Source organism: Variovorax sp. (assembly GCF_965279555.1).
Taxonomy (GTDB): Bacteria; Pseudomonadota; Gammaproteobacteria; order Burkholderiales; family Burkholderiaceae_C; genus Variovorax.
Window position 1 is genome coordinate 769,950 of the sequence record NZ_OZ257247.1, and the last position, 20,110, is coordinate 790,059.

A 20,110-nucleotide genomic window follows, 5' to 3' on the forward strand; every position below is an offset into this window, starting at 1 on the left:
TATACACGATTGATTGGAGCACGAAGTGGACGTGAAATCGGAAATGGAAATAGACGTGGAAAATTGCAATCCCAGTGCAAACGGTGTGATTTCGAAAGAAATCGGCGAGATTAATCTGGCCTATATGCTGCTTGCCCAGAAGCTGGTCAAACAAGACCGGGCAGAGGCCATGTTTCGCCTCGGAGTGGGGCGCGAGCTCGCCGATCTGCTGGCGAACATGTCGCTCAGCCAGATCGTCAAGCTGGCTGCATCCAACTTCCTGTTGTGCAGCTTCCGGCTGGATGACAGGCCGATGTTCGCGGTGGTCGGCGAGGGCAAGGAGCCCGCGCTGCAGCAGGCGCATATGTCGATCCTGATGGCGGCGCGCCAGGCGCAGTCGCAAGTGGGGTCGGCATCGCAGATGCGCGAGCCTGGAGCGGCGGTCGCATGACCCGCAAGAGCGTCCTTGGCGAAGTCCGAGAGGTGCAGCTCGCGGTCGAGCTGATCGGGCTGGGTGCCCGCTTGCAGTTCCTGGAAGCTGCCGTCGCGTTGAGCCGGGAACGCTTGATCCGCCTGTACAAGGAACTCAAGGGCGTCTCGCCGCCCAAGGGCCTGCTGCCGTTCTCTACCGACTGGTACATGACCTGGCTGGCCAACATCCACTCGTCGATGTTCTACAACATCTACCGCTTCATGCTCGACGAGGCGGATGAGAGCGAGCTGCCCGCGCTCATCAAGGCCTACCGCCTCTACACCGAGCAGGTCGGCTCGCAGGGCGGCGAGGTGGTGCTCGACTTCACCCGCGCCGAGACGATGGTGCGCTTCTTCGACAGCGACATGCTGCAGCTGAGCACCTGCTGCCGGTGCGGCGGCCACTTCGTGGCGCATGCGCACGACAACAAGAACGGTTATGTGTGTGTCCTGTGCCGTCCGCCTTCGCGCGCGGGCAAGGCACGAAAGCCCAAGGTCGCCGAGGTGCGGCGGGGCGGATTGATCTCCGTGGGGCCGGTGCTTGACATCGGGGGCGCGGTCTAGGTAAGCACCCTGCGCCACGGCGTGGGGTTTTTGGTTTGACGCCCGAGGGCGATAGGGGAAGCGCGTGCTGGTTCTGGTTGGATATCTCGTGGTGATCGGTGCCGTGTTCGGGGGCTATGGCCTCATGGGCGGGCACTTCGGCGTCCTGTTCCAGCCAGTGGAGTTGCTCATGATCGGCGGCTCCGCGCTGGGGGCCTTCATTGCAGGCAACAACGGCAAGACCATCAAGGCGACCATCAAGGAACTGCCGCTCCTGCTGCGCTCCTCCAAGCACAACCGCCAGCTCTACATGGACCTGCTGGCGCTGCTGTACGAGCTGCTCGCCAAGGCCCGCAAGGAGGGCATGATGAAGCTGGAGGCCGACGTCGAGGACCCGGCCTCGAGCGAGATCTTCCTGCGCTATCCGAACATCATTGCGCACGAGGGCGTCACCGTCTTCCTGTGCGACTACCTGCGCCTGGTCATCAGCGGCAACACCGACGCGCACGAGATCGAGGCGCTCATGGACCACGAGATCGAGACCATCCGCCACGAGGCCGAAGTGCCCGGCCACAGCCTCTCGCGCGTGGCCGACGCGTTGCCCGCGCTGGGCATCGTCGCCGCCGTGATGGGCGTGGTGCACGCGCTCGCCTCGGCCGACCTGCCGCCTTCGGAAATGGGCGCGCTCATTGCCCACGCGATGGTCGGCACCTTCCTGGGCGTGCTGCTGGCGTACGGCTTCGTGTCGCCGCTGGCCACGCTGGTCGAACAGAAGGTGGAAGAGGGCATGAAGATCTACCAGTGCGCCAAGGTCACGCTGCTGGCCAGCCTCAATGGCTACGCGCCGCAGCTTGCGGTGGAGTTCGGCCGCAAGGTGCTTTTCTCGACGGAGCGCCCATCGTTCACCGAGCTGGACGACCACGTCCGCGAGGTCAAGGCGCGCTGACGCCCCGCCGAGAGAAGAGCGAACAAGCGAGCGACCATGAGCGAAGGCAAGCCCCAGATCATCATCAAGCACGTCCACAAGGGCGGGGGCGGCGGCCATCATGGTGGCGGCTGGAAGATCGCGTATGCCGACTTCATGACGGCCATGATGGCTTTCTTCCTGGTCATGTGGCTGCTGTCCATCTCGAGCCCCAAGCAGCGCGAAGGCATTGCCGAGCACTTCCGCATGCCGCTGCGCGTGGCGATGCATGGCGGCGACAAGTCCAGCCTGAGCTCCAGCATGATCCCCGGCGGCGGCGCCGACGTGATGCATGTCGAGGGTGAGGTCAAGCAGTCCGACGCCGAGGAAGAAGCCGACGCGAGCCGCCTGGCCGCGATGAAGAAGCAGCTCGACGAGCTGATCGAGAAGAGCCCGGTGTTCCAGCAGTTCCGCTCGCAGATCCTGATCGACATCACCACCGAGGGGCTGCGCCTGCAGATCGTCGACACGGAGAACCGCCCGATGTTCGAGCTGGCCAGCGCCCGCGTGGTGCCGCACATGCGCGCCATCCTGCGCGAGTTGGCACCGGTGCTCAACGGCCTGCCCAACAAGCTGACGCTGTCGGGCCACACCGACGCCATCGTCTACACCAACGACAAGACCTACGGCAACTGGGAGCTGTCGGCCGACCGCGCCAACGCCTCGCGCCGCGAGCTCGTGTCCGGCGGCATGGTCGAGGGCAAGGTGCTGCGCGTGATCGGCCTGGCCGACAGCATGCACCTGGACCGCGCCGACCCGCGCAACCCGATCAACCGGCGCATCAGCATCATCCTGCTCAACCACAAGACCCAGGAACGCATCGAGCGCGAGAACAGCAGCGACGGCGGCGGCAGCACGCGTGTCGGCAAGCCGCCTGCCGCGAACAGCGCGCCCAAGGCCGCGGCGGCGACGGAATAACAACGCAGACAACCCAGGGGACGGCGCCAGCGCCGGCCCGGAGCAACGAGATGGACCTCAGTCAATTCACCCAGGCATTCTTCGTCGAAGCCATCGAGCTTCTCGCGGAGATGGAGCAACTGCTGCTGGAGCTCGACGTCGAGTCTCCCGACAGCGAGCAGCTCAATGCCATCTTCCGCGCCGCGCACTCCATCAAGGGCGGTGCGGCGACGTTCGGTTTCACCGCCTTGACCAACACCACGCACGTGCTCGAAACGCTTCTGGACCGCGCCCGCCACGGGCAGCTGAGCCTGAACGGTCGAATGATCGATGCATTTCTGGAAACGAAGGACGCCTTGCAAGAACAACTCACCGCATACCAGGCCGGCCAGGAGCCGAACCCTGACATGGTCGCGCACATCTGCGGCGTGCTTCAGCAACTCGCGCTGGAAAGCGGCGACGAAAGCCTTGCGGCGCACGCTGCAGCCACCGCGGCCGCACCCGCGCCCGCGCCAGTCGCCGCTGCGGCACCGGCCGAGGCCGCCGCGCCCGCCACTCCCGCCGGTGGCGGCGTGCTGCGCATCCGCTTCGCCCGCCTGTCCGACAGCGAATGCGACCTGCTCGCCGGCGAACTCTCCAATCTCGGCAAGGTGATCTCGCGCACCCGCACCAACGACCAGCTGACGGTGCTGCTCGAGACCACCTGCGACCCCGACGACATCGTTGCCGTGTGCTGCTTCGTCATCGACGAATCGCAGATCGACATCACGCGCGAAGCGGCTGGCGCCGTGGCGGCACCCGAGCCCGCGGCGGCGGCACCGGCCGAGGCGCCCGCGAAGGCACCGGCAGTGGTCGCTGCTGCCGCGCCCGTCGTGCAGGCCGCGCCGGCCGCGCCTGTGGCGGCAGCGCCCGCCGCGGCGTCCGCCGCCAAGGAATCCAGTTCCATCCGCGTCGACGTGGAGAAGGTCGACCAGCTCATCAACCTCGTGGGCGAACTCGTCATCACGCAGTCGATGCTCACGCAGGCCGCGACCATGCTCGACCCTGTGGCCTACGAACGCTTCCTCAGCGGCCTCGGCCACCTGGAGCGCAACGCGCGCGACCTGCAGGAATCGGTCATGTCCATCCGCATGATGCCGATGGACTACGTGTTCAGCCGCTTCCCACGCGTGATCCGCGACGTCAGCGCCAAGCTGGGCAAGCAGGTGCGCCTGGACACCTACGGCAAGGAAACCGAGCTCGACAAGGGCCTGATCGAACGCATCGTCGACCCGCTCACGCACCTGGTGCGCAACAGCCTCGACCACGGCATCGAGACGCCCGAAGTGCGCCTGGCCAAGGGCAAGGACGCCACCGGCCAGCTGCTGCTGTCGGCGCAGCACCACGGCGGCAACATCGTGATCGAGGTGAGCGACGACGGCGCCGGCCTCAACCGCGAACGCATCCTGGCCAAGGCCATGCAGCAGGGCATGGCGGTCAGCGAAACGATGCCCGACGAGGAGGTGTGGCAGCTCATCTTCGCGCCCGGCTTCTCCACCGCCGAGCAGGTCACCGACATCTCGGGCCGCGGCGTGGGCATGGACGTGGTCAAGCGCAACATCCAGGAAATGGGCGGCCATGTGGAAATCCACTCGCGCGGCGGGCAGGGCACCACCACGCGCATCGTGCTGCCGCTGACGCTGGCCATCCTGAACGGCATGTCGGTGAAGGTGGGCGACGAGGCCTACATCCTGCCGCTGAGCTACGTGATCGAGTCGCTGCAGCCGCTGCCGGAGCACCTGCATTCCATCACCGCCGACGGCCACGTGATCCGCGTGCGCGGCGAATACCTGCCGCTGATCGAGCTGCACCGCGTGTTCGACGTGGCGGGCGCGCAGACGCATCCGACGCAGGGCATCCTGGTGATCGTGCAGGCCGACGACAGCCGCTTCGCGCTTCTGGTCGACGAGCTGCTCGGACAGCACCAGGTGGTGGTGAAGAACCTGGAAACCAACTATCGCAAGGTGCCCGGCATCTCGGCCGCCACCATCCTCGGCGACGGCAGCGTGGCCTTCATCATCGACGTGGGCGCCATGCCACGGATCCAGCGCGCGCAAGCCGCGAGCGCGGCTGCCCTGGCGGGAGCCGCCCGGAGGACCGACGCCATCGCACTCTGAGCCCCACGGAGACAGCTGAATGCGTTTCGACTTCTTTAGACGCTCCGGTTCCGGCGACGCCAATGGCGCAGACGGCACCGAAGCCACGCGCGGCCAGGATGCCGGCGTGAATGGCCACGTGGCCTACGCCATGCTGCTCGATGCGCAGCGGCGCGTCGTCGGCTACCGGCTGGCCTGGCGCCCGGCCGGCGAGCAGGCGGCGGCCCAGGCGGGCTCCGGCGTCAAGGCGCTGATGGACACGGCGGCGCAGCACCTCAACCCCGAGGACGGCGGCTGGCAGCTCGGCGCCATGCTGCTGTTCGTGGATGTCTCGGTCGACGCGCTGTTCCAGAGCGAACTGCAGTCGCTGCCGGCGCAGAGCGTGGTGCTGTGCATGGACAGGGAAGACCTGATGGACGCCGAGTTGCGCTCCATCCTGCTGTTCCTGCGCGAACAGGGCTTCGGCTTCATGCTGCGCGGCGCCACGGCGCTGCCGGAGGACCCCGAGCTGCGCGCCATCGTCACCCACTTCGAGGTGGACGCGCTGGACGCCGACACCGTTGTGCGCGTGCGCCAGGAAACCCAGCAGGGCCATCCGCCGGTCGAGCTGGTGGCGCCCCGCGTGAACACCTGGAAGGAATTCGACGCCTGCGCCGCGCGGCGCGTGAACGTGTTCATCGACGGCGCGTTCCGCAATCCGCCGGTGCGCGACGTGGACGACGCCCTGCAGCCAGAGTCATTGCTGATCGTGCAGCTCATGCAGATGATCCAGCGCAATGAAGACGTGCGCGTCATCGAGGCCGCGCTCAAGCACGACGCGGCGCTCACCTACCGGCTGCTGCGCTACATCAATTCGCCATCGGTCGGCATGGCGGTGGAAATCCACTCGCTGCGCCATGCGGTGGCCATGCTCGGCTATTCGCCGCTGTACCGCTGGCTGTCGCTTCTGCTGGCCACCAGCAACAAGGCCAGCTCGCCCTTCATGATGAAGAAGGCCATCCTGCGTGGCCGCTTCGTCGAGCTGATGGGGCAGGGCATGCTGCCGCCCAGCGAATCCGACAACCTGTTCGTGGCGGGCATGTTCTCGCTGCTCGACCAGCTGCTGGGCGTGTCGATGGAAGGCGTGCTGCGCAAGGTGCAGCTCACCGAGTCGGTGCAGCAGGCCATCCTGTCGCGTGGCGGCCTCTACGGCCCGTTCGTGGCGCTGGCCGAGAGCTGCGAGCTCGACGACGGCCAGGCCTCGCGACTGGCGGAGGCGCTTTTCCTGAGCGCGGCGCAGGTCAACGCGGCGCAACTCTCGGCGCTGGTGTGGTCCCAGGACGCGAGTCCGGCCGCGGCGGGCCCCTGACATGACATTGAAATTGCAGGGCTTTTGTGCGTCTGATCGCTCCATTGGAAACGGGGAGCGCTATGTACATTGAAAGCCATGCTTCCAGGCTGGCTGTGAATAACGAGTTCCTCTTTACCGATAGCGACTTCTCCAGAATCCGGACCCTCATCCATCGCCGCGCCGGCATCGCCCTTGGCGACCAGAAGCGGCAGATGGTGTACAGCCGGCTCTCGCGTCGCCTTAGGGAGCTTCAGCTCCCCGAGTTCTCCACGTACCTCGACTGGCTGGAGTCCAGCGCGGATGGTGGGGAGTGGCAGTTGTTCATCAACTCGCTGACCACCAACCTGACATCGTTCTTCCGCGAGGCGCACCACTTTCCGGCGTTGGCCGCGCATGTGCGCAAGATGCCGCAGCCGGTGACGGTGTGGTGCGCGGCGGCGTCGACCGGCGAGGAGCCGTACTCGATCGCCATCACGCTGATGGAGGCGCTGGGCGACAAGGCGGGTTCGGCGCGGGTCATCGCGACCGACATCGACACGGCCGTGCTCGCCAAGGCCGCGGCCGGCGTGTTCACCACCGAGCAGGTCGCGCGGCTGTCGCCGGAGCGGCTGCGGCGCTTCTTCAACAAGGGCACGGGTGCCAACGCCGGCAAGGTGCGCATCCGCCCCGAGGTGGCCGCGCTGGTGAAGTTCTCGCGGCTCAACCTGCTGGACAGCGCCTGGCCTGTGAAGGAGCCGGTCGACGCGATCTTCTGCCGCAACGTGATGATCTATTTCGACAAGCCGACGCAGAAGAAGGTGCTCGACCGCTTCGTGCCGCTGCTCAAGCCGAACGGGCTGCTGTTCGCCGGGCATTCGGAAAACGCGTCGCTGGTCAACCAGGCATTCAAGTCGCTCGGCCAGACGGTGTACGAACTGGCGCGCACGCGCGCCCCGGGCGCGGCATGAGCAATACCAGCCCCAGTGCGCCGGATTCGGTGGCGAGCCACCACTACTTCGACCGCGACGTCGGCCACAAGGCGGTGAAGCTGCTGCCATCGGAGTACTACGTGACGGCGGACGACACCGTGCTGAGCACGGTGCTGGGCTCCTGCGTGGCCGCGTGCCTGCACGACGCCGAAGCCGGCGTGGCCGGCATGAACCATTTCATGCTGCCCGACGACAGCGAGTCCGGCATGCGCGACCCGGTCGACTCCATGCGCTACGGCACCTACGCAATGGACGTGCTGATCCGCGAGCTGGTGCGCGCGGGCGCGCGCCGCGACCGGCTGCAGGCCAAGGTGTTCGGCGGCGGCGCGGTGCTGGCCAACATGACCACGCTCAACATCGGCGACCGCAACGCGGACTTCGTGCTGCGCTATCTGCGCGCCGAGCGCATCGAGGTCGCCGCGCAAGACCTGCGCGGGCCGCACGCGCGGCGCGTGTACTTCATGCCGGCCACCGGCAAGGCGATCGTGCGCAAGCTGCGCGCGCAGACGGAAGTCCGGTCGATCCAGCGCGAGGAGGGCGAACTGCTGCGCAGTCTGTCCGGCCTGCGCGCGGTGCCCGACCTGGAGAAAACAAGCAATGCCCCGGGCGCCCGCATGGCGCCCGTGGCCGCCATCAAAGGAAACCGGTGAGCGTCAAGAAAATAAAAGTGCTTTGTGTCGACGATTCGGCGCTGATCCGCAGCGTGATGACCGAGATCATCAACAGCCAGAGCGACATGACCGTGGTGGGCACGGCGGCCGACCCGCTGGTGGCGCGCGACCTCATCAAGGTCACCAACCCCGACGTGCTCACGCTCGACGTCGAAATGCCGCGCATGGACGGGCTGGAGTTCCTCGAGAAGCTCATGCGACTGCGGCCGATGCCGGTGGTCATGGTGTCTTCGCTGACCGAGCGCGGCTCCGAGATCGCGCTGCGCGCGCTCGAGCTGGGCGCCATCGACTTCGTGACCAAGCCGCGCCTGGGCGTGCGCGACGGCCTGCTCAACTACACCGAGCTGATCGCCGGCAAGATCCGCACGGCCGCCAGCGCGCGGCTGCTGCCGAGCCGGCATGCGGCGGCGGCCAGGTCCGCGTCGGACGCGCCGCAGGAGTCGCTGCTGCGCAGCCCGCTGCTCAGTACCGAGAAGCTGATCATCATCGGCGCCTCCACAGGCGGCACCGAGGCCATCCGCGAAGTGCTGCAGCCGCTGCCGCCCGATTCGCCCGCGGTGCTGATCGCGCAGCACATGCCGGCCGGCTTCACGCGTTCGTTCGCGCAGCGCCTGGACGGCCTGTGCCGCATCAACGTCAAGGAAGCGGAGCACGGCGAGCGCGTGCTGCCGGGCTATGCCTACATCGCGCCGGGCGGCTTTCACCTTTCGCTGGGCCGAAGCGGCGCCAACTACGTGGCGCACCTCGACCAGGAGCCGCCGGTGAACCGCCACCGCCCGTCGATCGACGTGCTGTTCGATTCGGCCGCCAAGTACGCGGGCAAGAACGCCATCGGCATCATCCTGACCGGCATGGGCAAGGACGGCGCCGAGGGCCTGCTGCGCATGAAGCGCGCCGGCGCCCACACGCTGGCGCAGGACGAGGCCAGCTGCGTGGTCTTCGGCATGCCGCGCGAGGCCATCGCGCTGGGTGCGGTGGACGACGTATCCCCTCTGAGTGAAGTGAGTCGCCGGGTTCTGGCGCACCTTCGCACGTTCGGCGAACGTGCGAACCGAGTTTGAAAATCGACCTGTTGGAGTTGGAAATATCGTGATCGACAAGAGCATCAAAATCCTGGTTGTGGACGACTTCCCGACCATGCGCCGCATCGTGCGCAACCTGCTGAAGGAACTGGAGTTCCTCAACGTCGACGAGGCCGAGGACGGCGCGGCCGGTATCGAGAAACTGCGCGGCGGCAATTTCGGCTTCGTGGTGTCCGACTGGAACATGCCGAACATGGACGGCCTGACCATGCTGCAGACCATCCGCGCCGACCCCGAGCTCAAGAAGATCCCGGTGCTGATGGTCACGGCCGAGGCCAAGAAGGAAAACATCGTGGCGGCCGCGCAGGCGGGCGCCAACGGCTACGTGGTGAAGCCCTTCACCGCCGCCACGCTCGAAGAGAAGATCACCAAGATCTTCGAGAAGCTGGCCAAAGAGGCGGCCTGACATGAGCCAGGACGCATCGGTGGCCGCGGACTCCACCAACAACACCGCGGAACAACTGCTCGGCCGCATCGGCCAGCTCACGCGCCAGCTGCGCGAAGGCCTGCGCGAGCTGGGTCTCGACAAGCAGGTGGCCAAGGCCGCCCAGGCCATTCCCGATGCGCGCGACCGCCTGAGCTACGTGGCCGCGACCACCGAGCGCGCGGCGCACCGCGCGCTCAACGCCATCGACGTGGCACAGCCGCTGCAGGAAGCCCTGGCCAGCGACGCCAAGGGCCTGAGCAAGCGCTGGGACCAGTGGTTCGAGAACCCGCTCGAGCTCGACCAGGCGCGCGAGCTGGTGCTGGACACGCGCGGCTACCTCAACGAGGTGCCCGAGCGCGCCGGCGCCATCAACTCGCAGCTGATGGAAATCCTCATGGCGCAGGACTTCCAGGACCTGACCGGCCAGGTCATCAAGAAGATGATGGAAGTGGTCAACGACGTGGAGACGCAGCTGCTCCAGGTGCTGATCGACAACTCCCCGCCCGAGAAGCGCCAGGAAGCCGCCCAGAGCCTGCAGAACGGCCCGCAGGTCAAGCCCGGCAACCCCGAGGCCGTGACCGACCAGGCCCAGGTGGACGACCTGCTGGAGAGCCTGGGCTTCTAGGGCCGGGCAGGGCGGCCCGGCCCTGCTTCATTGGCCGAACTGCAGGGCGATAAGGGCCCTTATCGGCAGATTGTTCCGGACGACCGAATTCAATAATTTGGTCATGAGCAAGGCGTACGTCGCCACTGCTGGTTCGGAGCATGAATGGCTGAGGAAAGCGATCTCGAAAAAACGGAACCCGCCTCCGAGCGGCGCCTGGAAAAGGCGCGCGAGGAAGGCAACGTTGCCCGTTCACGGGAACTCACCACCTTCGTGATGCTGGGTACCGCGAGCGCGGGCCTGTGGTTCAGCGCGGGGCTGCTCGGCGAGAGCATGGACGGCTCGCTGCGCCGCGGCCTGCAGTTCGAGCGCGCCAGCGCGTTCGACACCTCGCACATGCTGGCCCAGACCGGGCTCATGGCGCTGCAGACGCTGATGGCCATCGGCCCGCTGTTCGGAATGATGATGGTCGCGGCCGTGGCCGCGCCGCTGATGCTCGGCGGCTGGATGTTCTCCGCCGAGGCCGTCGCGCCCAAGTTCAGCAAGATCAATCCGCTGGCCGGCATTGCGCGCATGTTCTCGGCGCAGTCGCTGGCCGAGCTGGTCAAGGCGCTGGCCAAGTCGGCGCTGATCGGCGGCGTGGCCTGGTGGGTGATCGCGGGCGACATCGGTACGGTGATGGCGCTCATGGCCCAGCCCGCGCACTACGCGCTGCCGCACGCCCTGGTGCTGGTGGCCAAGCACTGCGTGCTGATCGCGGCCACGCTGTTCCTGGTGGCGCTGGTCGACGTGCCGTTCCAGCTCTGGAGCTACTACCGCAAGCTGCGCATGTCGCGCGAAGACCTGCGCCAGGAGCACAAGGAAAGCGAAGGCGATCCCCACATCAAGGCGCAGATCCGCCGCCAGCAACAGCAGATCGCCAAGCGCCGGATGATGTCCGAGGTGCCCAAGGCCGACATCGTGCTGACCAACCCCACCCACTTCGCGGTGGCGCTGAAGTACCTGGACAGCGACATGCGCGCCCCGCGCGTGGTCGCCAAGGGCACCGACCTGGTGGCCGAGCGCATCCGCGAGCTGGCCAGGGAACACAACGTCGCCATCCTCGAGGCGCCGCCGCTCACGCGTTCGCTCTACAAGCACACCAAGGTGGGCGAAGAAATACCGAGCGGCCTCTACACCGCGGTGGCCGAAGTGCTGGCGTGGGTCTACCAGCTCAAGCGCTGGAAGAGCGAGGGCGGCGACGCCCCGCGCACCCCCACCGACCTGCAAGTGCCGCAAGCCCTTGAATACACAGTGAAAGACACAGCGAAAGCCGCATGAACGCGATGACCAACCTGTTGCGTCTGCCGACGCAGATGTTCTCCGGATCGCAGTTCAAGGGACTGGCCGGGCCGATTCTCATCATCATGATCCTGAGCATGATGGTGCTGCCCCTGCCGCCATTCCTGCTCGACCTGCTGTTCACCTTCAACATCGCCATGTCCGTGATGGTGCTGCTGGTGAGCATGTACACCATGAAGGCGCTCGACTTCGCGGCCTTCCCGGCGGTGCTGCTGTTCTCCACGCTGCTGCGCCTGTCGCTGAACGTGGCCTCCACGCGCGTGGTGCTGATGAACGGCCACACCGGCCCCGACGCGGCGGGCAAGGTGATCGAGGCCTTCGGCCACTTCCTTGTGGGCGGCAACTTCGCGGTGGGCGTGATGGTGTTCATCATCCTCGTGCTCATCAACTTCATGGTGATCACCAAGGGCGCGGGCCGCATCGCCGAGGTGGGCGCGCGCTTCATGCTCGACGCGATGCCGGGCAAGCAGATGGCCATCGACGCCGACCTCAACGCCGGCCTTATCGGCGAGGAAGTGGCCCGCAAGCGCCGCCAGGAAGTGGCGCAGGAAGCCGACTTCTACGGGTCGATGGACGGTGCTAGCAAGTTCGTGCGCGGCGACGCGATCGCAGGCCTGCTCATCATGGTGATCAACATCATCGGCGGGCTGGTCGTCGGCATGGTGCAGCACGGGCTGGACTTCTCCACCGCCGGCAAGACCTACACGCTGCTGGCCATCGGCGACGGCCTGGTGGCGCAGATCCCGGCGCTGGTGATCTCGACCGCGGCCGGCGTGATCGTCTCGCGCGTGACCACCGACGAAGACGTCGGCAGCCAGCTCACCGGACAGCTGTTCTCGAACCCGCAGGTGCTGTTCCTGACGGCCGGCATCGTCGGCCTGCTGGGCATGATTCCCGGCATGCCGAACCTGGCGTTCCTGCTGATCGCGGGCGGCCTGGTGTGGCTGGGCCGCCGCCTGGTGCAGCGCAAGCCGCAGCAGCAGGCATCGCAAGAGGCGGCCGCCGCGCAGGCCGCGAACCTCGCGCCCGGCAGCGAGATGGCCGAGGCCACCTGGGACGACGTGGCCATGGTCGACCCGCTGGGCATGCAGGTCGGCTACCGCCTGATTCCGCTGGTGGACCAGTCGCAGCAGGGCGAGCTGCTGGGCCGCATCAAGAGCATCCGCAAGAAGATCGCGCAGGACATCGGCTTCCTGGTGCCGGTGGTGCACATCCGCGACAACCTCGAGATCAAGCCCAACACCTACGTCATCACCCTGAAGGACGTGGAGATCGGCCGCGGCGAGGCCTTCCCGAACCAGTGGATGGCCATCAACCCCGGCCAGGTGTCGGGCTCGCTGCCCGGCGCGCCCACGCGCGACCCGGCCTTCGGCCTGCCCGCGGTGTGGATCGACGCCAGCCAGCGCCAGCAGGCGCAGGTGTACGGCTACACGGTGGTCGATGCCTGCACCGTGATGGCCACGCACCTGAACCACCTCATACAGACGCATGCCGCCGAACTGCTGGGCCGCCAGGAAGTGCAGCAACTGCTCGACCAGATCGCCAAGACCGCGCCCAAGCTCACCGAAGACCTGGTGCCCAAGGTGCTGTCGCTCAGCACGCTGCACAAGGTGCTGCAGAACCTGCTCGACGAAGAGGTGCCGATCCGCGACATGCGCACCATCCTCGACGTGATGGCCGAGCACGCGCCGACCATCAAGGACCCGACCGAACTCACCACGCTCACGCGCCTGGCGCTGGGCCGCGCCATCACGCAGCAGCTGTTCCCGGGCGATGCGGAGATGCAGGTCATCGGCCTGGACGGCGCGCTCGACGGCGTGCTGCAGCAGGCGCTGAGCAACAGCGGCGGCATCGAGCCCGGCATTGCCGACAACCTGCTGCACCAGGCGCAGGCCGCCATCCAGCGGCAGGAGCAGATGGGGCTGGCCCCGGTGCTCGTCGTGCAGCACTCGCTGCGCGTGCTGCTGTCGCGTTTCCTGCGGCGCAGCCTGCCGCAGCTCAAGGTTCTTTCGCACGCGGAAATCCCTGATTCCCGCACCATCAAGATCACTGCCGCCATTGGAGGACGAGGTTGAATTCCCAGCAGAACGACGTGCGCACCACCGCACGCAAATTCGTCGCGGCCACCAGCCGCGAAGCCCTGAGGCTGGTGCGCGAGGCGCTGGGCGCCGACGCCATCGTGCTCACCCACCGTGCAACCGCCGAGGGCGTCGAGATCGTCGCCATGGTGGAAGGCGACGTGCAGGGCGTGGCGCGCAACGCGGCGCCGGTGGCGGCCGCGGCTGCACCTGTGCCTGTGCCTGTGCCCACACCTGCACCTGTCTCTGCCCCAGTCGCAGCGCCCGTTGCACAGGTCGCGCCGGCTGCTCCGGTTGCGCAGGCCGCACGCCCTGCGCCGCAGCCCGTGGCCGCACCCGCGCCTGCGCCTCACGGCGACACCGTGCTCAACGAGCTGCACTCCATGCGCGGCATGATCGAAGAGCAGCTCGCCAGCGTGGTCTGGAACGACAAGCAGCGCCGCGACCCGGTGCGCGGCCGCCTGCTGCGCACGCTGCTCGGCGCCGGCTTCAGCGCGCGCCTGTCGAAGGCCATGCTCGAGAAGCTGCCCACCGGCCAGACCTACGCCGAGGGCATGGCCTACGTGCGCTCCGAGCTGATCCGCGCGGTTCCCGTGCATGAAGACGAAGATGCCTTGTTCGCGCAGGGCGGCGTCTATGCGCTCATGGGCCCGACCGGCGTCGGCAAGACCACCACCACCGCCAAGCTGGCCGCGCGCTGCGTGATGCGCTTCGGCGCCGACAAGCTCGCGCTGGTCACCACCGACAGCTACCGTATCGGCGCCTACGAGCAGCTGCGCATCTACGGCCAGATCCTCAACGTGCCCGTTTACGCCGTGAAGGACGCCGCCGACCTCCACCTGGTGCTGCAGGACCTGCGCGACAAGCACATGGTGCTGATCGACACCGTCGGCATGAGCCAGCGCGACCGCGCCGTGCCCGAGCAGATCGCCATGCTGGGCCAGAGCCCGCGCCCGGTGAAGCGGCTGCTGCTGCTCAACGCCACCAGCCACGGCGACACGCTCAACGAAGTGGTGCACGCCTACCGCCACGGCAACGACCTGACCGGCTGCATCTTCACCAAGGTCGACGAGTCCACGCACCCGGGCGCGCTGATCGACACCGTCATCCGCCATCGCCTGCCGGTGCACTACATCTCCAGCGGCCAGAAGGTACCCGAGAACCTGATGCAGGCCGACCGCGCGCAACTGGTGGACAGCGTGTTCCAGCCGCGCCAGCACAACCCGCTGTTCGTGCCGGCCGAAAGCGACCTGCAGGAAGAGCCCGCGGGCACCGCCCCGTCGGCCCAGGTGGTGCAGGCGCAGGGCGAGGCCGACCGCCTGCGGCTGAAGTACCAGAACCTGATCCGCGCGATGGCGCACGACGCGCAGGAGCTGGCCACCGCCGCCAGCGCGCTGGCCGGCGCGCAGATCGGCTTCGAGCGCGCGCGCGGGCTGTGGCGCAATGCCGCCGACGAAGACATCGGCCAGAAGGCCGTGCTGCAGGACCTGATGGTGCATGCGCGCGGCGAGATCGCAGCGGGTTGCGAAACCCATGTGCTCGCGCTGTGCGGCCAGGTCGGCCTGCGCTCGAACGAAGGCGGCGACGCCTACGAATGCCACGGCAGCCTGCTGCTGTCGGACCGCAGCGGCCTGCCGCTGGCCGCGCCCAACCAGTGGCTTTCCACCGCCGCCACGCGCGGCATGAAGGACGCCGCCCGCAAGCCGGGCGCGCGCCAGGTGCCGTGGCTGCGGCAGCAGGACTTCGGCAACAAGCCGATGGTGCATGTGCTCACGCGCCTGCCCGGACTCGAATCGATGCTGCAGTGGCAGGCCGCGGGCCAGCGCTGGCTGGCGCGCGCGCCGGGCTCCACGGCGGTGATCGATGCGCGCACCGGCGCGCCGGACACGCTCGCGCGTCTGGACTTCGAGTTCAGCGAAGGCCAACCCGTGCGCTTCCGCGGCAAGGCCGCGCTTCGCTGCGAGGCGCAGGCCGACGTGGTGCTGCGCTTCAATGCGGCAGCAGTGGCGGCGGGCGTCGGGCGCGAGGCCATGCCCGCGCTGCGCTGCGTCGCCACGCGCATGCTCGACGCGCGCAGCGGCAACGTGCTGGCGCAGAGCTATGCGCTCACGAACATCGGCACGGAAGTAGCGGCGCGCCAGCTCGCCCAATGGCAGGCCTGGGCCAACGACGCCGAGCCGTGCTTCCGCCTGCTGCGCGACGGCGTGCAGCAGGTCGGCGGCATCGGCGAGCTGGGCGACCCGAACAACATGAAGCGCCTGCTGATCGCCGGCCAGATGACCACCACCGTGTGGCGCCTGGCGCAGGCCGAGGGCGAATGGGCCGACCGCACGCGCGTGCTGCTGGGCCAGCTGACCGGGCGCCCGGTGCGCAACGGCCGGCTCATGAGCGGCAGCGCGTTGTACGCGGGCGTGGGCAAGCTTTTCCTGTTGCTGGAGGCGCTGGGCACCGAGTCCACCGCGCCCGTCCAGGCGCCGCGCGCGCTGGAGCCGCAGGGTTGAGGAGATCGCAATGAGCAAGATGGTCGCGGACCAGGCCGACGGATTGCGCCGCCTGCTGGCGCAGACGCAGACGCGCGTTGTCGCGGTCGCGAGCATGGGCCCGGGCGCGGGTGCCACCACGGCCGCGATGAACCTGGGCGCCGCGCTGGTGCAGCAGGGCAAGAACGTGCTGCTGCTCGATGAGCACTGCCCCAAGGTCGGTTCGGCGTGCGAGGTCTGGGCCATCGATCCGCTGGGCGGGCTGGCCGACGTGGCCTCCGGCCGGCTCACGCTCGCGGGCGCGGCGGTGCGCGCCGGCAGCGGCGTGCATGTGCTGCCCGCGCCGCCCGGCGTGGCCGACGATGCGACCGACCCGCGCACGATGTGGCGCGACGGCGTGGTCATCGTCGACGCGGCCCTCGACAGCGAAGGCCGCCTGTCGCCGCTGGCGCAGGCCGCCGATGAACTTCTGCTGGTGCTGCAGCCGCAGCCCGCGTCGATCACCACCGCCTATGCGGGCATCAAGCGCCTGCACTACGCGCACGGACTCAGGCAATTGCGTTTTCTCGTCAACGGCGTGGCCGAGGTCGAGGCGGCGCGGCAGATCATGAGCAACCTGGCCAACGCCGGCAGCCGCTACCTGGCGCTGTCGCTGGAGGCGGCCGGCTGGGCCCGCTTCGACGCGCGCGTCGCCGATGCGTGGCGGCTGAAGCAGACCATCGTCGAGGCCTTTCCCGCGAGCGCGGCGGCGGTCGATTTTCGCCGCGTGGCCGACGACATGGGCCGCTGGCCCTGGCGCGCCGGTGCACGCACCGGTGCCTTTCCCGGCAACCCGGCCCCGCCCGTGATGCACGCCGCCGCCGCCGCCTGACCCGGTTCCGGCAGAAAACCGCAAGAGGAAGTCCGTGTACACCGCACAGGGAACCATCGAGAAATCGCACCTGCTGGCGCAGCATCAGCCGCTGGTGCGCCGCATCGCATTGCAGATGATGGCCAAGCTGCCCGCCAGCGTGGAGCTGGACGACCTGATCCAGGCCGGCATGCTGGGCCTGCTGGATGCGTCCAGCCGCTACCAGGACAACCGTGGGGCTCAGTTCGAGACCTTCGTCAGCCAGCGCATCCGCGGCGCCATGCTCGACGAGCTGCGCGCCAGCGACTGGGGCTCGCGCGGCCTGCGCCAGTCGGCTCGTGGCATCGAGAAGGCCATTCATGCGCTCGGCCACCGGCTCGGGCGCGCGCCGAGCGAAGGCGAGATCGCCAAGGAACTGAAGATGGACCTGGAGGCCTACCAGTCCATGCTGCAGGAGATACATGGCTGCCAGCTGCTCTACGTCGAAGACTTCGCGAAGGACGACCCGGACAACCCGTTCCTGGACATCCACTCGCAGGACGCGCGCCGCGACCGGCGCAGTGGCGACGACCCGCTGGAGCAACTGCTGGAAAGCGGCTTCCGCCACCAGCTGGTGGACGCCATTTCGGCGCTGCCGGAGCGCGACCAGCTGCTGCTCAACCTCTACTACGAGGAAGAACTGAACCTGCGCGAGATCGGCGCCATCCTGGAAGTGAGCCAGTCGCGGGTGTGCCAGCTGCACAGCCAGGCGATCAGCAGGCTGCGCGCGAAGCTCAAGGACCTGCTCTGACAACGCAGCCGGCCCCGTCCGGATAGGCGTTGTCCGGCAGCATGTCGCGCCGCTCTCCGGCGCGATGCTGCCGGCCGGCGGGCGAGGCTGTTGGCTTGTCCCAGCAGCCGAAAAATCAACAACTCTCCACGCGCCGGCGGCGTGCCCGCCCGGCACGGCCCATTGCCGACTACGCGCTGATCGGCTCGACCCACAGCGCCGCGCTGGTGCACCTGGGCGGCGACATCGAGTGGCTGTGCCTGCCGCGCTTCGATTCCGCCGCCATGTTCGCGAGCCTGCTCGGCGACGAGCGCAACGGCCGCTGGACGATGCGCGCCAGGAGCGCCAAGGCCCGGGTGACGAGGCGCTACCTGCCCGGCACCATGGTGCTGGAGACCACCATCCACACCGCCAAGGGCACGGCCCTGGTGACCGACTTCATGCCGCGCCCGGCCGCTGGCGGCACGCACGAGGTAGTGCGCATCGTGCAGGGGGTGCGCGGCGCGGTGAACATGCACACCGAGTTGCGAATCCGCTTCAACTACGGCGAGTGGTGCCCCTGGGTCGAGCGGCGCGACGGTGCGGTGCATGCCGTCGCCGGCCCCGACGCGGTGCGGATCAGCTCCGGCGTGCCGCTGGTCAACGAAGACTTCGCGAGCCGTGCCGACTTCACCGTTCTGGCCGGGCAGTCGATCGCGTTCGTGCTCGACTGGTTTCCCTCGCACGAGAAGCCGCCGGTCACGCGCGACGCCAACGCGCTGCTGGCGCAGGCCTGCGCCGAGTGGTGCGCATGGACCGACCGCTGCGGCTACCACGGCGAGTTCCGCGAACCCGTGATGCGTTCGCTGCTCACGCTCAAGGCGCTGACCTACGAGCCCACCGGCGGCATCGTCGCCGCGCCGACCACCTCGCTGCCCGAACTGCCCGGCGGCGAGCGCAACTGGGACTACCGCTTCTGCTGGCTGCGCGACGCCGCGCTCACGCTCTATGCGCTGATCGGCTCCGGCTACGTGGAAGAGGCCAGCGCCTGGCGCTGGTGGCTGATGCGTGCCGTGGGCGGCTCGCCCGAAGAATTGCAGGTGATGTACGGCCTGCACGGTGAACGCTCGCTCACAGAACTGGAGCTCGGCTGGCTGCCGGGCTACGACGACAGCCGGCCGGTGCGCATCGGCAACGGCGCGCACGGGCAGCGCCAGCTCGACGTGTACGGCTCGGTCATCGCGGCGTTCCATGCGGCGCGCAAGGCAGGGCTGGCGGACATGGACAAGGTGTGGCCGCTGGAGCGCGCCATCGCGAAGCATCTGATGGTGCTGTGGAAGCAGCCCGACTGCAGCCTGTGGGAAGTGCGAGGCGAGGCGCGCCACTTCGTGCACTCCAAGATGATGTGCTGGCTGGCCTTCGACCGGATGATCGCGAGCGCGGAAGACTTCGGCCTCGAAGGGCCGGTCGATCACTGGCGCGCGGCGCGCGACGAGATCCATGCCGAGGTCTGCGCGCGCGGCTACGACGCGGCCAGCAATTCCTTCGTGCAGTACTACGGTGCCGACACGGTCGATGCGGCATTGCTGTGGATGCCGCTGATCGGCTTCCTGCCCATCCACGATCCGCGCGTGCAGGGCACCATCGCGCGCGTCGAGAAGGAGCTGATCTTCAACGGGCTGGTGTATCGCTACCGCACCGAGAAGGGCGTCGACGGCCTGGAAGGCGGGGAGGGCGCGTTCCTCGCTTGCAGCTTCTGGCTGACCAACGTGTACGTGGCCATGGGCAAGCTGCGCAAGGCGCGCGCGCTGTTCAAGCGGCTGCTGGCGCTGGGCAACGACCTGGGCCTGTTCGCGGAGGAATACGACCCCGTCGGCCGGCGGCAGCTCGGCAATTTTCCGCAGGCGTTCTCGCACATCGGGCTGATCAACAGCGCGCATGCGCTGGTGTCTGCGGCGGGCGGCGTGTGGGAGCTGGCGGACCTCGACGGCAAGGCGCCGGTCAAACGGCGGCGGCGTCCTTCGCGCGCGGGGTGAGCCGCGCGCCGATGTCGGCCACGATCAGCGCCACGGGCGTGTCGATGGCGGCATGCCACACATCCGTCTCGTTCGCGTCCGGCCGTTCCAGCGTCTGCAACTGGCTGTCGAGCAGGCTGGGCGGCATGTAGTGGCCGGTGCGCCGTTCCAGCCGCTGCCGGATGAGCGCATCGGGCCCGTCCAGAAACACGAACTGAAGCGATGGTGACGCGGCACGCAGCCGGTCGCGGTAGGCGCGCCGCAGTGCGGAGCAGGCCACCACCACGCCGCGCGGCGCGGCGGTGCGGTCGGCCAGGTTGTCACCCACGCGGTCGAGCCAGGGCCTGCGGTCTGCATCGCCGAGCGGCTGGCCGGCCCGCATGCGCGCCACGGCTTCGGGCAGGTGAAGGTCGTCGGCGTCGATCCAGGGCAGCTCGAGCAGTTGCGCCAGCCCCGCCGCCACGCTGCTCTTGCCGGTGCCCGACACGCCCATCACCACCACGCAGGTGGGCTGCTGCGGGGGCATG

General features: G+C 68.2%; 18 protein-coding genes. 17 read left to right on the forward strand and 1 reads right to left on the reverse strand.

Features of this window, described 5'->3' with window-relative positions:
* Window positions 1-43 precede the first annotated feature (43 nt).
* The 17 genes from flhD to ACQY8B_RS03935 all read left to right on the forward strand — a co-directional run bounded on the left by flhD (window position 44) and on the right by ACQY8B_RS03935 (window position 19,604).
* Window positions 44-430, forward strand: a complete 387-nt coding sequence (flhD, locus tag ACQY8B_RS03855; protein WP_422089146.1) for a flagellar transcriptional regulator FlhD — start codon at window positions 44-46, stop codon at window positions 428-430.
* The gene (gene flhC / locus ACQY8B_RS03860) at window positions 427-1,014 is read left to right on the forward strand and encodes a flagellar transcriptional regulator FlhC (RefSeq protein ID WP_081271448.1); all 588 of its coding nucleotides are present in this window, start codon (window positions 427-429) and stop codon (window positions 1,012-1,014) included. The genes flhD and flhC overlap by 4 nt, the downstream gene beginning before the upstream one ends.
* Before the next feature lie 64 nt (window positions 1,015-1,078).
* On the forward strand, window positions 1,079-1,939 hold the full coding sequence (gene motA / locus ACQY8B_RS03865) for a flagellar motor stator protein MotA (protein WP_422085485.1): 861 nt from the start codon (window positions 1,079-1,081) through the stop codon (window positions 1,937-1,939).
* 36 nt (window positions 1,940-1,975) lie between these two features.
* A complete protein-coding gene (gene motB / locus ACQY8B_RS03870; RefSeq protein WP_422085486.1) occupies window positions 1,976-2,875 on the forward strand; it encodes a flagellar motor protein MotB in 900 nt (299 codons plus the stop codon).
* A 50-nt stretch (window positions 2,876-2,925) separates the two neighbouring features.
* A complete protein-coding gene (gene cheA, locus ACQY8B_RS03875; protein WP_422085487.1) occupies window positions 2,926-5,010 on the forward strand; it encodes a chemotaxis protein CheA in 2,085 nt (694 codons plus the stop codon).
* Window positions 5,011-5,029: 19 nt separating this feature from the next.
* Window positions 5,030-6,337, forward strand: a complete 1,308-nt coding sequence (locus ACQY8B_RS03880) for an EAL and HDOD domain-containing protein (RefSeq protein ID WP_422085488.1) — start codon at window positions 5,030-5,032, stop codon at window positions 6,335-6,337.
* Between the two features lie 95 nt (window positions 6,338-6,432).
* Window positions 6,433-7,266, forward strand: a complete 834-nt coding sequence (locus tag ACQY8B_RS03885) for a CheR family methyltransferase (protein ID WP_422085489.1) — start codon at window positions 6,433-6,435, stop codon at window positions 7,264-7,266.
* Window positions 7,263-7,937: a chemoreceptor glutamine deamidase CheD gene (gene cheD, locus ACQY8B_RS03890; RefSeq protein ID WP_422085490.1), complete on the forward strand. Its 675-nt coding sequence runs from the start codon at window positions 7,263-7,265 to the stop codon at window positions 7,935-7,937. The genes ACQY8B_RS03885 and cheD overlap by 4 nt, the downstream gene beginning before the upstream one ends.
* A gap of 56 nt (window positions 7,938-7,993) precedes the next feature.
* A complete protein-coding gene (locus tag ACQY8B_RS03895) occupies window positions 7,994-9,019 on the forward strand; it encodes a protein-glutamate methylesterase/protein-glutamine glutaminase (protein WP_422089147.1) in 1,026 nt (341 codons plus the stop codon).
* Window positions 9,020-9,050: 31 nt separating this feature from the next.
* The gene (cheY, locus tag ACQY8B_RS03900; RefSeq protein WP_422089148.1) at window positions 9,051-9,446 is read left to right on the forward strand and encodes a chemotaxis response regulator CheY; all 396 of its coding nucleotides are present in this window, start codon (window positions 9,051-9,053) and stop codon (window positions 9,444-9,446) included.
* 1 nt (window position 9,447) lies between these two features.
* Window positions 9,448-10,092 (forward strand): protein phosphatase CheZ, encoded by a 645-nt coding sequence (gene cheZ / locus ACQY8B_RS03905; protein ID WP_422085491.1) that lies wholly within the window; start codon window positions 9,448-9,450, stop codon window positions 10,090-10,092.
* A gap of 144 nt (window positions 10,093-10,236) precedes the next feature.
* Complete coding sequence (gene flhB, locus ACQY8B_RS03910; protein ID WP_422085492.1) at window positions 10,237-11,391, forward strand: flagellar biosynthesis protein FlhB; 1,155 nt, start codon at window positions 10,237-10,239, stop codon at window positions 11,389-11,391.
* Entirely contained in the window at window positions 11,388-13,487 is a 2,100-nt protein-coding gene (gene flhA / locus ACQY8B_RS03915; RefSeq protein WP_422085493.1) for a flagellar biosynthesis protein FlhA, read from the forward strand. The genes flhB and flhA overlap by 4 nt, the downstream gene beginning before the upstream one ends.
* Entirely contained in the window at window positions 13,484-15,991 is a 2,508-nt protein-coding gene (flhF, locus tag ACQY8B_RS03920; protein ID WP_422085494.1) for a flagellar biosynthesis protein FlhF, read from the forward strand. Before flhA ends, flhF begins: the two co-directional genes overlap by 4 nt.
* A gap of 10 nt (window positions 15,992-16,001) precedes the next feature.
* Window positions 16,002-16,841, forward strand: coding sequence for a MinD/ParA family ATP-binding protein (locus tag ACQY8B_RS03925; RefSeq protein WP_422085495.1), 840 nt, complete (start codon window positions 16,002-16,004; stop codon window positions 16,839-16,841).
* A 34-nt stretch (window positions 16,842-16,875) separates the two neighbouring features.
* Complete coding sequence (locus ACQY8B_RS03930; protein WP_081266208.1) at window positions 16,876-17,610, forward strand: RNA polymerase sigma factor FliA; 735 nt, start codon at window positions 16,876-16,878, stop codon at window positions 17,608-17,610.
* A gap of 95 nt (window positions 17,611-17,705) precedes the next feature.
* Complete coding sequence (locus ACQY8B_RS03935) at window positions 17,706-19,604, forward strand: glycoside hydrolase family 15 protein (protein WP_422085496.1); 1,899 nt, start codon at window positions 17,706-17,708, stop codon at window positions 19,602-19,604.
* On the opposite strand, the gene ACQY8B_RS03940 is transcribed toward ACQY8B_RS03935, so the two are convergent.
* On the reverse strand, window positions 19,570-20,109 hold the full coding sequence (locus ACQY8B_RS03940) for a gluconokinase (RefSeq protein WP_422085497.1): 540 nt from the start codon (window positions 20,107-20,109) through the stop codon (window positions 19,570-19,572). The two genes, ACQY8B_RS03935 and ACQY8B_RS03940, sit on opposite strands and share 35 nt — an antisense overlap.
* Window position 20,110: the final 1 nt, after the last annotated feature.

Bases quoted from the DNA above. Each gene is read 5' to 3' on its own strand.
- flhA (WP_422085493.1), top strand. From the start codon at position 11,388: ATGAACGCGATGACCAACCTGTTGCGTCTGCCGACGCAGATGTTCTCC.
- flhC (WP_081271448.1), top strand. From the start codon at position 427: ATGACCCGCAAGAGCGTCCTTGGCGAAGTCCGAGAGGTGCAGCTCGCG.
- flhD (WP_422089146.1), top strand. From the start codon at position 44: ATGGAAATAGACGTGGAAAATTGCAATCCCAGTGCAAACGGTGTGATT.
- flhB (WP_422085492.1), top strand. From the start codon at position 10,237: ATGGCTGAGGAAAGCGATCTCGAAAAAACGGAACCCGCCTCCGAGCGG.
- ACQY8B_RS03895 (WP_422089147.1), top strand. From the start codon at position 7,994: ATGACCGAGATCATCAACAGCCAGAGCGACATGACCGTGGTGGGCACG.
- ACQY8B_RS03880 (WP_422085488.1), top strand. From the start codon at position 5,030: ATGCGTTTCGACTTCTTTAGACGCTCCGGTTCCGGCGACGCCAATGGC.
- ACQY8B_RS03940 (WP_422085497.1), bottom strand. From the start codon at position 20,109: ATGCCCCCGCAGCAGCCCACCTGCGTGGTGGTGATGGGCGTGTCGGGC.
- motB (WP_422085486.1), top strand. From the start codon at position 1,976: ATGAGCGAAGGCAAGCCCCAGATCATCATCAAGCACGTCCACAAGGGC.
- cheZ (WP_422085491.1), top strand. From the start codon at position 9,448: ATGAGCCAGGACGCATCGGTGGCCGCGGACTCCACCAACAACACCGCG.
- ACQY8B_RS03925 (WP_422085495.1), top strand. From the start codon at position 16,002: ATGAGCAAGATGGTCGCGGACCAGGCCGACGGATTGCGCCGCCTGCTG.
- cheD (WP_422085490.1), top strand. From the start codon at position 7,263: ATGAGCAATACCAGCCCCAGTGCGCCGGATTCGGTGGCGAGCCACCAC.
- cheA (WP_422085487.1), top strand. From the start codon at position 2,926: ATGGACCTCAGTCAATTCACCCAGGCATTCTTCGTCGAAGCCATCGAG.